This is a genomic window from Micromonospora marina, from assembly GCF_900091565.1.
Lineage (GTDB): Bacteria > Actinomycetota > Actinomycetes > Mycobacteriales > Micromonosporaceae > Micromonospora > Micromonospora marina.
Genome location: NZ_FMCV01000013.1, coordinates 144027 through 156604, shown reverse-complemented (window position 1 = coordinate 156604; position 12578 = coordinate 144027). Strand labels below are relative to the sequence as shown.

Sequence of the window (12578 nt, the reverse complement as noted above, 5' to 3'; positions counted from 1 at the left end):
GATCCTCTTCAACGAACTGACCCCGGGCCAGATCGTGGTGGTGGACTGCGAGGGCGACCCGGAAAACATCGACAAGTCCAAGCTCGTCTTCCGGGGCGCGGACCGGCCGGACGCCGTGCCGGACGCGGTCCCGGCGGACCTCGGCGGCACCGCCGCCACCGGCGCGGACGACGCCGCATAACCAGAGCATCAAGGGCGACGGCCCCGGCAGGCGAAAGCCACCGGGGCCGTCGCCTTCTTCTGCCCACCGCACCGCCCACCCCGCCCCGCCCGCACGTGTCGATCATGAAGTTGACGGCGACAAATCGGACGGAAGTTGCGGTCAACTTCATGATCAACGGGGCCGGGTCGGGCCGGGCCGGGCCGGGCTGGGCTGGGCCGGGGCGCGGCGGGTGCGGGATTAGGGAAGGGGGACGGCGGGGCCGTCGCCGGCCAGGCGGAATGACTCCTCGCCCACCGGTTCCACCAGGCCGTCCGTGACCAGCCCGGCCAGCGCTCGCGCCCGCTGGACGTCGTCGTGCCACACCTGGTCCAGCCGCTGGTGCGGCACCGGACCGGTGGACTCCCGCAGCACCGCGAGCAGCAGTCCGCGCACCTGCCGGTCGGTGCCGGCGTAGCGCTGCGGCCGGCGGGTCGGACCCGTGGGCGCAGCCTGCCCGGAGGCCCGCCAGGCGCAGCTCGACTCGACCGGGCAGACCGCGCAGCGCGGCGCACGGGCGGTGCAGACGACGGCCCCGAGTTCCATGAACGCGGCACTGGCCAACGCGGCGGCGGCCGGCTCGACCGGCAGCAGTTCCTCGGTGGCGACCAGGTCGGCCGGGCGGGTGGTGGGGCCGGCGTCGGGTTCACCGGCGATCGCCCGGCACACCACGCGCCGGACGTTTGTGTCCACCACCGGGTGTCGCTGCCCGTACGCGAACGCGGCGACCGCGCGGGCCGTGTACGTGCCGACGCCCGGCAGCGCCAGCAACTGGTCGAGCCGGTCGGGCACCACGCCGCCGTGCCGCTCGACGATCGCCACCGCGCACTCGCGCAGGCGTACCGCCCGGCGGGGGTAGCCGAGCCGCCCCCACATCCGGATCGCCTCGGCCGGGGTGTCCTCGGCGAGCGCGCGCGGCTCGGGCCAGCGGGCCAGCCACGCCTGGAAGGCGGGCACCACCCGGACCACAGGGGTCTGCTGGAGCATGACCTCGCTGACCAGGATCGCCCAGGCGCCGATGCCGGGCTTGCGCCACGGCAGGTCGCGGGCGTTGCGCTCGTACCACCGGCTGACCTGGGTGGCGAATGTGGGATCGGACATCGCGCCGTCGATCATGTCACGGCGGTCTTTCCCGCAGGTTGGGCGGGCCGGGTGGCCGGGCGCGATCGATCATGGGCGTCGGGGCAGAATGTCCGAATGAACGAGCTCGCGATCACCGTCATCGGCCGGGACCGGCCGGGCATCGTGGCCGACGTCGCGGAGGTCCTCGCCCGGCTCGGCGCGAACCTCACCGACTCGACGATGACCCGGCTGCGTGGACACTTCGCGATGACGCTGATCTGCGTGGGCCCGGCCGCCGCCGACGTCGAGGCCGCGCTGGCTCCGCTCGCCGCCGACGGGCGCCTGCTGGCGACCGTACGTGCTGTCACGCCCGACGGTGGCAGTGAGCCCACGGGTGAGCCGTACGTGCTGGCGGTGCACGGCGCCGACCGGATGGGCATCGTCGCGGCCATGACCCGGGTGCTTACCGACGCGGGCGGAAACGTGACCGACCTGAGCACCCGGCTGACCGGTTCGCTGTACGTGGTGGTCGCCGAGGTCGACTTGCCGCCCGGTGTGTCCGACGAGGTGGCCGGTCGCCTCACCCGGGTCGCCGCGGAGCTGGGCGTGGGGGTCAGCCTCCGCCCGGCGGACACGGATCTGCTGTGACCGGGCCGGAGTACGCGGGCCTGGGCGGCTGGACACCGGAGAAGCTCGGCGTTCCCGGTGCGGTACGCCCGGTGGTCACCGCGCCGGAGCCGGTGCTGAGCCGGCCCGGGCCGGAGGTCGACCCCACATCCGCCGAGGTGGTGCGCCTCGCCGCGGACCTGGTGGCCACGATGCGCGTCTCGCCCGGTTGTGTGGGACTGGCGGCGCCGCAGGTCGGGGTCAGCGCGCAGGTGTTCGCGGTGGACGTCACGGGGCACCCGAAGGCGGTCACCGTGCACGGCACGTTCGTGCTCTGCAACGCGCGCGTGGTGGAGGCGTCCCGGTGGAAGGCCGGGCGGGAGGGCTGCATGTCGGTGCCGGACCTGACCGGCGACGTGAAGCGGGCCAGCCGTCTGGTGGTCGAGGGCGCGCTTCCCGGCAGCGGCGAGCCGGTCCGGCTGGTGACGGACGGCTTCGAGGCGCGGGCGCTCCAGCACGAGATCGACCACTGCGCCGGGCTGCTCTTCCTCGACCGGGTGGCCGGCGCGCACGCGATCTACCAGCGCAAGGTCTACCTCTGACGGTGGCCGTCGCGATCCAGTGTGGACGAAAGCGGCCGTACGGCGGCGGGTTACCGGCGCGTCGGACCGGCGAGCCGTGCGCCGCGCGGCTACGGTAGGCGCATCATGCGTCTGACGGTCGGCCCCCTGCCCCCTGCTGTGTACTGGCGGCGTCGTGCCGTCGTGCTCGGAGCCGGGCTGCTCTTCCTGATTGTCCTGCTCTATTCCTGCACCGTTTCGGACCGCAACACCGGCGCGCCGGGCACCGACCCGTCCCCGACCGGTTCCGCCGGGCCCGACCCGTCGGACTCGGTGCTGACCCCGCAGTCGGGCAGCCCGTCACCGACACCGGGCGACTCCGGTGACGGTGGGGCGAACACCGGTGGTGGGAACACCGGTGGCGGGAACACCGGTGGTGGGGACGACGGCGGCGGCGCGAACAACGGGGGCGGCACCGGCAACGGTGGCGCTACCGGTCAGCCGGTCTCCGACGACGGCACCTGCACCGACTCCGAGCTGCTGGTGACGCCGGTTGCGGTGCCGCAGACCGCCCAGCGGGGCGCAGTTGTCACGCTGCGCCTCAAGGTCAAGAACGTGTCGACCCGTACGTGCAGCCGAGACGTCGGGGCCGACCTCCAGGAGCTGTACATCAAGGCGGGCGCGGAGAAGATCTGGTCGTCGGACACGTGCGGCACCGGCACGGGCTCGGACCCGCAGTCGTTCACGCCGAACTTCGAGCGCTCCTACGAGCTGGGCTGGAACGGCAAGCGGGACAACAAGTGCGCGAGCGGGCTGGCAAACGGTGAGTTCGCCGCGATCGGCGAGTACCAGGTGTTCGCCCGCGTCGGCACCAAGATCAGCGAGCCGGTGAAGCTGACGATCACCGGCTGAGCGGCCGGTCAGACGTACCGTTCGAGGATGCTGGCCTCGGCGAGCCGGGACAGGCCCTCGCGGACGCCACGGGCGCGGGCGTCGCCCACGCCCTCGACCGCCTGGAGGTCTTCAACGGTCGCGCCGAGCAGCCGCTGGAGGCTGCCGAAGTGCACCACCAGCCGGTCGACCACGGCGACCGGCAGCCGGGGCACCTTCGCCAGCAGGCGGAACCCGCGCGGGCTGACCGCCGCGTCGAGCGCGTCCGAGGCGGACGGATAGCCGATCGCCTTCGCCACCGCCACGAGGTCGATGAGTTCGGTGGCGCTGAGCAGGTCGAGCTCGACGAGCGCCTCGTCGAGCGTGCGCGACTTTCGGCCGGTCGGCAGGTAGTCGCGGATGACCAGGGTGCGGTCGGCGTCCACACCGGCCATCAGCTCGTCGAGCTGGAGCGCCAGCAGGCGGCCGTCGGTGCCCAGTTCCACCACGTAGCCGGCGATCTCGTCGGCGATCCGCCGGACCATCTCCAGCCGCTGCACCACCGCCACCGCGTCGCGGACGGTGACCAGATCCTCGATCTCCAACGCGGAGAGCGTGCCGGAGACCTCGTCCAGCCGGAGCTTGTAGCGCTCCAGCGTGGCGAGTGCCTGGTTGGCGCGGGACAGGATGGCCGCCGAGTCGTCGAGCACGTGCCGCTGGCCGTTTACGTAGAGGCTGATGATCCGCATCGACTGGCTGACCGAGATGACCGGGTAGCCGGTCTGCCGGGCCACCCGCTCGGCGGTCCGGTGCCGGGTGCCGGACTCCTCGGTGGGGATGGACGGGTCGGGCATCAGGTGCGCGCCGGCCTGCACGATCCGGGTGCCGTCGCTGGAGAGCACCACAGCGCCGTCCATCTTGCACAGCTCACGGACCCGGGTGGCGGAGAACTCCACGTCCATCGGGAAGCCGCCGGTGCAGATCTGCTCGACCACCTTGTCGTAGCCGAGGACGATCAGCGCGCCGGTGCGGCCGCGCAGGATCCGCTCCAGGCCGTCCCGCAGGGCGGTGCCGGGAGCCATCAGGGCGAGGTTGGCGCGCAGCGGATCAGCGCCGGCCCCGCCGCCGACGCTTCCGTTGACGCTCACGCTGATGGCACGGGCGGGGTTGCCGCTCACGGCGCTGGTACGGGCGTGCGGCGTCGCCGTAGCGGGCTTGGTGGCATCGCGGTCGATCGGCACGGGCACAGTCTACGGACTGCCATGCGGTGGGTGCTCTCGTGGTTACTGTGATGTGTCACGATGCCCGGGTCGGGCGAATCGGTGCGGCCTGCGTGGCCTGCCCGGAAACGCCCCGTGGATCCCACCCCTGTCACTCCGCCGACGCGCGTGCGGCCGCTTGGAGGGCGGCCCGCACGTCAGTGACCTCGATCACCCGCATGTTCTCCGGCCCGGCGCCGCTGCTCTCTGGCCCGCACCCGGGCGGCACGAGGGCCAGCCGGAAGCCGAGCCGGGCCGCCTCGGCCAGCCGGCGGGGTACCGCGCCGACGCGGCGGACCTCGCCGGTGAGTCCCACCTCGCCGATGGCCACCAGGTGCGGGTTGAGTGCCAGGTTGAGCCCGCCGGAGGCGACCGCGAGCGCCACGGCCAGGTCGGCCGCCGGCTCGACCACCCGGATGCCGCCGACGGTGGCGGCGAAGACCTCCCGGTCGTGCAGCGTCAGCCGTTCGGTGCGGCGCTGGAGCACCGCGAGGACCATGGCGAGCCGGGCGCTGTCGAGGCCGGAAACGGTACGCCGGGGGGAGCCGGCCACCGTGGCCCCGATCAGCGCCTGCACCTCGGTGACCAGTGCCCGGCGCCCCTCCATCGCCACCGTCACGCAGGTGCCCGGCACCGGTTCGGAGTAGCGGGTCAGGAACAGGCCGGACGGGTCGGCCAGGCTGCTGATGCCGCCCTCGTGCATCTCGAAGCAGCCCACCTCGTCGGCCGCGCCGAATCGGTTCTTCACGCCGCGCACCATGCGCAGCGAGGAGTGCTTGTCGCCCTCGAAGTGCAGCACCACGTCGACCAGGTGCTCCAGAACGCGGGGACCGGCCACCTGGCCGTCCTTGGTGACGTGCCCGACGAGCACGGTGGCGACGCCGCGCTCCTTGGCCACCGCGACCAGGGCGGCGGTGACGGCGCGGACCTGGGTGACGCCGCCGGGCACACCCTCGGTGCCGGTGGTGGAGATGGTCTGCACCGAGTCGAGCACCAGGAGCCCCGGCTTCACCGCGTCGAGGTGGCCGAGCACCGCCGACAGGTCGCTCTCGGCGGCCAGGTAGAGCTGATCGTGCAGGGTGCCCATCCGCTCGGCGCGCAGCCGCACCTGGCTGACCGACTCCTCACCGCTGACCACGAGCGACGGGCTGCCGGCTCCGGCCGCCCACTGCTGTGCCACGTCGAGCAGCAGCGTCGACTTGCCCACGCCGGGCTCACCGGCGATCAGCACCACCGCACCGGGGACCAGCCCGCCGCCGAGCACCCGGTCGAGTTCGCTGACGCCGGTGGGACGGGCCCGGGCGGGCGCGGCGCTGATGGTGGCGATCGGCCGGGCCGGCTCGGCCGGCATCCGCGAGCTGACCACCCGGCCGGAGACCGTCGGGCCGGTGACGGTGCACTCGACCACCGAACCCCACTCGCCGCACTCGGGGCACCGGCCCACCCACTTCGGGGGCTGGTGGCCGCAGGCGTCGCACTCGTAGGCCGGGCGGGGTTCACGGGTGGCGGCGCGACCGCGGCCGGCGCCGGCACGGGTCGATCGGGGCGTGGTCACCACCGGACGCTAACCGGCCCGTACGACGAAAGCCCACCCGCAACGGCGACACCGCCGGCGTGGCGTTGGCCACGGCGGCGGTGCCGGCGGAAAGGGTACGGAGGTCAGTGGCCGCCCTCGGCGCCGCCGTCCTCACCGACGTGCTCACGCGGGTTCACGATCTTCGACGGCGTGGCCGCCGGGGTCAGCGGGACGCCGATCGGCGCCGGGGTCGTGATGACCTTGCCGTCACCGAAGTCGAAGGTCAGGTTGACCTGCTGGCCGACGAGCAGCTCCTGGTTGAGGCCGATGAGCTGCAGGAAGCGCGGGTTGCCGGCGTTGAGCTGGGCGTAGCTGAGCGCCGGGATCTCGATCCGGGCCGGCTGACCGGCGGGCGCGGACTCGCTCGGTGACGGGCTGGCCGACGGCGACGCGGGCACCTCCAGCGACTGGCTCGGCGACGCGCTCGGGTCGGTGGCGGTCGGCGAGGCGGTGGCCGGCTCGGTGGGCGACCCGGTCGGGGTGGCCGCGCCGCTCTCGCCCGCGCCGGAACCGGTGAGCACGATGTCGCGCGCGCTGTCGGTGGTGACGGTGACGGTGACCGGCTTCTTGCTGTCGTTGTAGATCACCACGTTGACCGGCGCGTTCGACCCGGCCTCGTAGCCCGTCGGGCCCGGGAACTGCACGTAGAGCCCGCGCACCTTGTAGAGGTCGTCGGAGGTCTGGACGTTGACGCCCTGGACCGACGGGATCTTGTTGGCGGTCTCGGAAATCTGCCCGGCGCCGCACCCGGACAGCAGCAGGCTCGCCGCCGCCGTGCCGGCCAGCAGCAGGGCCGGCCCCCGGGAACCCCTGATCGAGCGCGTCACGTCGGTCCTCCTCGTCACGATCCCCGCCCGGTCGACCGCCGGGCACGGGGTGGCCATACCCGCGCAGACCGCGCTCCAGGGTAGTTGGAGCTGATCGAGGCCCGCACGCGGACCCGGCAATGCCACCTTCGGCGGGGACTCCTCAGACCACCCGGCCGCTCGTCACCAGCAGCACCACATCGATGAGCGCCACCACCAGCACCGCCCGGAAGGCGGTCGCCGAGCGTCCGGCGGTCGCGCGTCCCGCGTACCAGCCGACCGCCGGCACGGCGACGGCGGCCGCGACCGCCGACAGGCCGGTCCACGACGGCGGCCCGGGCGGACCGAGGACCAGCGCGACGGTGGCCGCGAGCAGCAGCCCGGCGGCGGCCAGCCGGCTGCCCACCGGCCCGAGCCGGTGCGGCAGGCCGCGCACCCCGGTCCGGGCGTCGTCGGCCAGGTCGGGCAGCACGTTGGCGAAGTGCGCCCCGGCGCCCAGCAGCGCGGCGGCGGCCACCAGCCAGGCCGGGGGCACCGGCGAGCCGGGCAGCGCGAGCACCACGAACGCGGGCAGCGCGCCGAACGAGACCGCGTAGGGCAGCACCGACACCGGCGTCGACTTCAGCGGCCGGTTGTAGAGCAGCGCGGAGACCAGGCCCAGCGTCGCGCAGGCCGCCGCGGCTGGACCGCCGGCCAGTGCCAGCACGGGCACTGCGACGGCGGCCACCGCGGTGGCCCGGGCCAGCGTCGGCCGGGCGACCTCGCCGGTGGTCACCGGCTTGTCGGTACGCCCCACCGCCGCGTCCCGATCGGCGTCGATGAGGTCGTTGCTCCACCCCACGGCGAGCTGGCTGGCCAGCACCGTCAGCGCCACCGCCGCCACGCCCGCCGCGGAGTGCCCGACGCCGGCGGCGAGCAGCGCGGCGACCACCGTGACCGCCGCAGCGGGCTCCGGATGGCTCGCCCTGACCAGCCCTAACACCCGTGTCGACATAAGAGAAGTCTGGTCGTTACCGGGCAGTCGTGCCACGCTCGACGCATGCCCGACGCGTCGCCGGTGTCCACTCCGTACCGGGTGCTGCCGCCGAACGACCCCCGGCAGTACGACGACCTGGCCGGCGAGTGGTGGCGGCCGGACGGGGCGTTCGCGATGCTGCACTGGCTGGCCCGGGCCCGGGCGGCGCTGGTACCAGCGGCGGCCAAGCCGGACGACCTTCTCGTCGACCTGGGCTGTGGCGCCGGGCTGCTGGCGCCGCACCTGGCCGGCAAGGGCTACCGCCACGTCGGGGTCGACCTGACGCGCTCCGCGCTCGACCAGGCTGCCGCGCACGGCGTGACGGTAATCCAGGCCGACGCGACAGCCGTGCCGCTCGCCGACGGCTGCGCGGCGGTGGTCTCCGCCGGGGAACTGCTGGAGCACGTACCGCTCTGGCGGCGGGCGGTCGCCGAGGCGTGCCGGCTGCTGCGCCCGGGCGGCCTGCTGGTGCTGGACACGCTCAACGACACGCTGCTGGCCCGGCTGGTCGCGGTGGAACTGGGCGAACGGCTGCCCACGGTGCCGCGCGGCATCCACGACCCACGGTTGTTCGTCGACGCCCGCGAGTTGGTCGCCGAGTGCGCCCGGCGCGGCGTGCCACTGGCGGTACGCGGGGTCCGGCCGGAGCTGGGCGGCACGCTGACCTGGCTGCTGCGTCGCATGCGCGGCGGTGCCGACCGTCCGGACCGGACCGAGCCGCGCATCGTGCCGACCCGGTCGACGGCGGTGCTGTACCAGGGCTGGGGGCGCCGGGGCGGGTAGCCGGGGCCGCCCGGGGTAAAGGACGCGAGAAGGGGGCGACATGACTGTGTACGCGCTGGAGGCGGCCCGCCGGTTGGCACCGCGACTGGCCGCCCGCGCGGGCGAGCACGACCGGGACGGTTCGTTCCCCGTGGACGACTTCGCGGACCTGCGGGCGGCCGGGCTGTTCGGCCTGATGGTGCCGCCCGAACTGGGCGGTACGGGCGCGACTTTCGCCGAGTACGCCGCGGTCGCCACCGAACTGGCCCGGGGCAACGGCGCGACCGCGCTGGTGTTCAACATGCACGCCTCGGTCACCGGCGCGCTGGGCGCGGTCACCGAGGAACTGGCCGAGGCGCTCGGCGTACCGGACGAGGCGCTGGCGGCGCGGGACCGGCTGCTGCGCGCGGCGGCCGACGGCGCCTGGTACGCGGTCGCGATGAGCGAACGTGGTGCCGGCGCCCGGCTGTCCCAGCTCAGCACCGTCTACGAGCCGGTCGAGGGCGGCTGGCACATCAAGGGCAGCAAGACGTTCTGCTCCGGCGCCGGCCATCCGGACGGCTACCTGGTCGCCGCCCGCAGCGCCGCCGACCAGTCGGTGGTGTCGCAGTTCCTGGTGCCGGCCGGCGACGGGATCACGGTCGAGCCGACCTGGGACTCGCTCGGCATGCGGGCCACCTCCTCGCACGACGTGCACCTGGACGCGACGGTCCCGGCCGACCGGCTGCTCGGCGGCGTCGAGGGGCTGGCCCTGGTCGTCGCCCAACTCATGCCGCACTGGCTGGTGGCGAGTTACGCGGCGGTCTACGTCGGCGTGGCCCGGGCGGCTGTCGACGCCGCGGCCGAGCACCTCAACGCGCGTAATCTCGCCGGTCTGCCCGCCGTGCGGGCCCGCCTGGGCCGGGCCGACGCGGCCACCGCCGCCGCCGAGCTGGTGGTCGCCGAGGCGGCCCGGCGGGTCGACGAGGCACCCGGCGACGCCGAGACGAACCGCTGGGTGTGGCGGGCCAAGCTGCTCGCCGGCACCACCGCCGCCGAGGTGGCGGCCTCCATGCTGGAGGCGGCGGGCACGTCGGCGACCCGGCGCGGGCATCCGCTGGAGCGGCTCTACCGGGACGCCCGCTGCGGCTCGCTGCATCCGGCCACGTCCGACGTGTGCGCCGACTGGCTCGGCATCGCCGCGCTCGGCGGCGACCCGGACCGGGACAGCGCGCTCCCTCGTTGGTGAGCGCGAGGAGTGAGCCGGTGTTGCGAGCCCCGCAGTCGCGAACGAAGAGCGGCACGGTGAGCGCGAGGAGTGAGCCGGTGTTGCGAGCCCCGCAGTCGCGAACGAAGAGCGGCACGGTGAGCAGGAGTCGGTGCGAGAGATGAGGGATGGGTGGGGGACGTGGGCATGCCGGTGATCGCGGGTCTGGGTACGGCACAACCGCCGGCCGCACGGCAGGACGAACTGTGGACGGGCTTCTTCGCGGGGCACTTCCAGGGGAACACCCGGGCGCTGGCCGAGCGGATCTTCGCGAACTCGGGCGTGACCCGGCGGCAGGCGGCGGTGAATCCGCTGCTGGAGGACGTCTCGGAGTGGCCGACCGAGCGCCGGATGCGCCGCTACCAGGTCGAGGCGCTGCCGCTGGGCAAGGAGGCGGTCAGCCGGGCACTCACCGCGGCCGGCCTGGACGCCGCCGACGTCGGCCTGTTCATCGTCTGCTCGTGCACCGGGTACGCCACCCCGGGGCTGGACATCCTGCTCGCCCGCGATCTGGGCATGTCCCCGAGCACCCAGCGCATGTTCGTCGGGCACATGGGTTGCTACGCGGCCCTGCCCGGGCTCGGTGCGGCGAGCGACTTCGTCACCGCCCGCGGGCGGCCCGCGCTGCTGCTCTGCGCGGAGCTGACCAGCCTGCACATCCAGCCACCGGGTGCCCGGGTGGACACCCAGCAGATCGTCTCCCACGCGCTGTTCTCGGACGCCGCGGTCGCCGCCGTGGTCGTCCCCGGCGGCCGGGGTTACGCGCTGCGCGAGGTCACCTCGGTCACCGACACCTCCACGGCCGACCACATGACCTGGGACGTCACCGACACCGGGTTCCGGATGGGGCTGTCGCCGAAGGTGCCGCAGGTGCTCTCCCGGCACGTACGGACGCTGATCGACGACCTGCTGGCGCGGCACGGCTGTGAGCGTTCCGACGTGGACGGCTGGGCGGTGCATCCGGGCGGGCCGCGGATCCTCAACGTGGTGGAGCGCGAGCTGGCCCTGCCACCGGACGGCCTCGCCGCCTCCCGGGGCACGCTCGCCGAGCACGGCAACTGCTCGTCCCCGACGGTGCTGCTGATCCTGGACCGGCTGTGGCGTACGGAGCCGGCGCCGCCGCGCTGGGTGGTGATGGTCGCGTTCGGGCCGGGACTGACGCTCTACGCGGTACTGCTGGAACGGGTGGGCTGACCGCTCGCCCCGATCGGGCCGCGTGGATACGCTGCCGTCATGGCCTCTGACGAGCGGGACGGGCGGGTACCGCTGACCGTCCTGACCGTTCTGGCGCTGGTGGCCGGCGCGGCCTGGTGGCGGGCGGCGGCACCGGAGCCGGGTGCGGCCACGGCAGCTCCCGCGACCGCCGAGCCGATCTCCCGTACCTGGCGGGTCGACCCGTCGACCGGTGACGCCTGGCCCGCACGCCCGGGTGGCGATCCGACGCTCCGGGCGCGCCGTGGGCCGGCCGCCGAGCCGGACCGGTCGGTGGTGGTCCGGGTGGAGGCGAACGGCGCGGCACGCGTGCTGCAGGTGTCGCACGTGGTGTGGCGGGAGACGTCCCGGCTGGTGCCGGGCGGGCCGCCCGTCGTGCGGCAGGTGAGTCCCTCGCAGGGCGACGACTACCGGCTGTCGGTGAGCTGCTCCGGTGACGGGTCGATCGCCGTGTAGCTGTCCGGCGCAGGGATCGGCGACGCACGGCGGGTGCTGCGGTGCGGCGGGCGACTGGACGTCCCCGTGCTGGGCGGAACCGGCGCGCCGGTGCTGGTGCGGTTCAGTGGGGTGAGCGGCCGGGCCGAGCTGAACGCCCGGCTCGAAGCGCTCTACTGACAGCGGTCCCGCACCCGGCGCCTCAGCCGCCCAGCCGGGCCAGGTCGGCGCCGTAGTCCGACAGCGGGCCCAGCTCCGGTACCACCCGGACCAGCGAGCCCTGCCGGTCCACGAGCACTGCGGCGGCGGTGCCCGGGTGGGCGGACAGGTGCAGGTAGGAGCGCAGGCCGCCGGCCGGGTCGCCGAGCGGGCGTACTCCCGGGACGCTCGCGGGCCCGGCGCTGCGGCCCTCGGTCACGGTGACCACGGTGACGCCGGCCGGGGCGGCGCGCGCCGCGGTGCCGACCTGCTCGCCGCAGGCGCAGGCGTCGACCAGGATGATCATGGCGGGCAGCAGGCTGCGCAGCGGCACCGGCGTGTCGTCCGCGCCGACCAGGTCCAGCGCGGGCAGCGGGCCGACCGGTTGCGGCGCGGTGGTGGAGCGGGGGAGCACCGTCGGCGCGCCGGGCCGGGTGGCGGCACGCGGCCAGGTCACGGCGGCCAGCCCGGCGAGCGTGACAAGCACCGACACGAGCAGGATCAGCGTCGGCAGCCCGAGGCGGGCCGGAACGGTACGCCGGCCGGAGCCCTGCCGTGTGCGGCGCAGCTCCCGGCGGACCTGCCGGGCCTCGTCGGCGAGTGCCGAGGCGTCGTCCGGGACGACCACCCGGCCCCACTCCGAAGGCAGGCCGGGCAGACCGTCCGGCGGCCCCTGGCCGTCAGCGTCAGGCACGCCCATCGGACCCCCAGGAACGTCTCGGTGAGCGGACGTCACGTCCCTCACCAGCGTCCCGCACCGGCCGCCGTAACG

The 12578-nt window shown here is 74.6% G+C and carries 13 protein-coding genes and 1 pseudogene; 8 read left to right on the top strand and 6 right to left on the bottom strand.

What is annotated here, in order from left to right:
- Positions 1 to 181, top strand: a pseudogene (locus GA0070215_RS17155) (AAA family ATPase); the annotation flags it as partial.
- Between the two features lie 219 nt (positions 182 to 400).
- On the opposite strand, the gene GA0070215_RS17150 reads toward GA0070215_RS17155, so the two are convergent.
- Entirely contained in the window at positions 401 to 1300 is a 900-nt protein-coding gene (locus tag GA0070215_RS17150) for an HhH-GPD family protein (RefSeq protein ID WP_091047335.1), read from the bottom strand.
- 96 nt (positions 1301 to 1396) lie between these two features.
- Between GA0070215_RS17150 and GA0070215_RS17145 the strand changes: the two genes are divergently transcribed.
- The 3 genes from GA0070215_RS17145 (at position 1397) to GA0070215_RS17135 (ending at position 3339) form a co-directional block, all read left to right on the top strand.
- The gene (locus GA0070215_RS17145) at positions 1397 to 1909 is read left to right on the top strand and encodes a glycine cleavage system transcriptional repressor (RefSeq protein WP_018788698.1); all 513 of its coding nucleotides are present in this window, start codon (positions 1397 to 1399) and stop codon (positions 1907 to 1909) included.
- Positions 1906 to 2469, top strand: a complete 564-nt coding sequence (locus tag GA0070215_RS17140) for a peptide deformylase (RefSeq protein WP_091047297.1) — start codon at positions 1906 to 1908, stop codon at positions 2467 to 2469. Before GA0070215_RS17145 ends, GA0070215_RS17140 begins: the two co-directional genes overlap by 4 nt.
- 105 nt (positions 2470 to 2574) lie before the next feature.
- Positions 2575 to 3339: a hypothetical protein gene (locus tag GA0070215_RS17135; RefSeq protein WP_091047291.1), complete on the top strand. Its 765-nt coding sequence runs from the start codon at positions 2575 to 2577 to the stop codon at positions 3337 to 3339.
- Positions 3340 to 3347: 8 nt separating this feature from the next.
- Here the strand turns inward: GA0070215_RS17135 and disA are convergent, their stop codons facing one another.
- The 4 genes from disA to GA0070215_RS17115 form a co-directional block, all read right to left on the bottom strand.
- Positions 3348 to 4538, bottom strand: a complete 1191-nt coding sequence (gene disA / locus GA0070215_RS17130) for a DNA integrity scanning diadenylate cyclase DisA (protein WP_018788695.1) — start codon at positions 4536 to 4538, stop codon at positions 3348 to 3350.
- Positions 4539 to 4668: 130 nt separating this feature from the next.
- On the bottom strand, positions 4669 to 6111 hold the full coding sequence (gene radA / locus GA0070215_RS17125; RefSeq protein WP_091047332.1) for a DNA repair protein RadA: 1443 nt from the start codon (positions 6109 to 6111) through the stop codon (positions 4669 to 4671).
- A gap of 104 nt (positions 6112 to 6215) precedes the next feature.
- Positions 6216 to 6959: a hypothetical protein gene (locus tag GA0070215_RS17120; RefSeq protein ID WP_026268662.1), complete on the bottom strand. Its 744-nt coding sequence runs from the start codon at positions 6957 to 6959 to the stop codon at positions 6216 to 6218.
- Positions 6960 to 7101: 142 nt separating this feature from the next.
- Positions 7102 to 7932 carry a UbiA family prenyltransferase gene (locus GA0070215_RS17115; RefSeq protein WP_036346982.1) on the bottom strand — a complete coding sequence of 277 codons (831 nt, stop codon included), beginning with the start codon at positions 7930 to 7932 and terminating at the stop codon, positions 7102 to 7104.
- A 45-nt stretch (positions 7933 to 7977) separates the two neighbouring features.
- On the opposite strand from GA0070215_RS17115, the gene GA0070215_RS17110 reads away from it, so the two are divergent.
- The 4 genes from GA0070215_RS17110 to GA0070215_RS17095 all read left to right on the top strand — a co-directional run bounded on the left by GA0070215_RS17110 (position 7978) and on the right by GA0070215_RS17095 (position 11629).
- Entirely contained in the window at positions 7978 to 8736 is a 759-nt protein-coding gene (locus tag GA0070215_RS17110; RefSeq protein WP_091047287.1) for a methyltransferase domain-containing protein, read from the top strand.
- A 40-nt stretch (positions 8737 to 8776) separates the two neighbouring features.
- A complete protein-coding gene (locus tag GA0070215_RS17105) occupies positions 8777 to 9943 on the top strand; it encodes an acyl-CoA dehydrogenase family protein (RefSeq protein ID WP_091047284.1) in 1167 nt (388 codons plus the stop codon).
- Between the two features lie 159 nt (positions 9944 to 10102).
- A complete protein-coding gene (locus tag GA0070215_RS17100; RefSeq protein WP_091047280.1) occupies positions 10103 to 11155 on the top strand; it encodes a type III polyketide synthase in 1053 nt (350 codons plus the stop codon).
- 39 nt (positions 11156 to 11194) lie between these two features.
- Complete coding sequence (locus GA0070215_RS17095) at positions 11195 to 11629, top strand: hypothetical protein (protein WP_244167028.1); 435 nt, start codon at positions 11195 to 11197, stop codon at positions 11627 to 11629.
- A gap of 181 nt (positions 11630 to 11810) precedes the next feature.
- On the opposite strand, the gene GA0070215_RS17090 is transcribed toward GA0070215_RS17095, so the two are convergent.
- Positions 11811 to 12506, bottom strand: a complete 696-nt coding sequence (locus tag GA0070215_RS17090) for a hypothetical protein (RefSeq protein WP_091047276.1) — start codon at positions 12504 to 12506, stop codon at positions 11811 to 11813.
- Positions 12507 to 12578: the final 72 nt, after the last annotated feature.

Excerpts from the sequence above, each read along its gene's own strand:
- GA0070215_RS17150 (WP_091047335.1), bottom strand. The coding sequence starts at position 1,300 with ATGTCCGATCCCACATTCGCCACCCAGGTCAGCCGGTGGTACGAGCGC.
- GA0070215_RS17145 (WP_018788698.1), top strand. The coding sequence starts at position 1,397 with ATGAACGAGCTCGCGATCACCGTCATCGGCCGGGACCGGCCGGGCATC.
- GA0070215_RS17135 (WP_091047291.1), top strand. The coding sequence starts at position 2,575 with ATGCGTCTGACGGTCGGCCCCCTGCCCCCTGCTGTGTACTGGCGGCGT.
- GA0070215_RS17115 (WP_036346982.1), bottom strand. The coding sequence starts at position 7,932 with ATGTCGACACGGGTGTTAGGGCTGGTCAGGGCGAGCCATCCGGAGCCC.
- GA0070215_RS17110 (WP_091047287.1), top strand. The coding sequence starts at position 7,978 with ATGCCCGACGCGTCGCCGGTGTCCACTCCGTACCGGGTGCTGCCGCCG.
- GA0070215_RS17105 (WP_091047284.1), top strand. The coding sequence starts at position 8,777 with ATGACTGTGTACGCGCTGGAGGCGGCCCGCCGGTTGGCACCGCGACTG.
- GA0070215_RS17095 (WP_244167028.1), top strand. The coding sequence starts at position 11,195 with ATGGCCTCTGACGAGCGGGACGGGCGGGTACCGCTGACCGTCCTGACC.
- GA0070215_RS17090 (WP_091047276.1), bottom strand. The coding sequence starts at position 12,506 with ATGGGCGTGCCTGACGCTGACGGCCAGGGGCCGCCGGACGGTCTGCCC.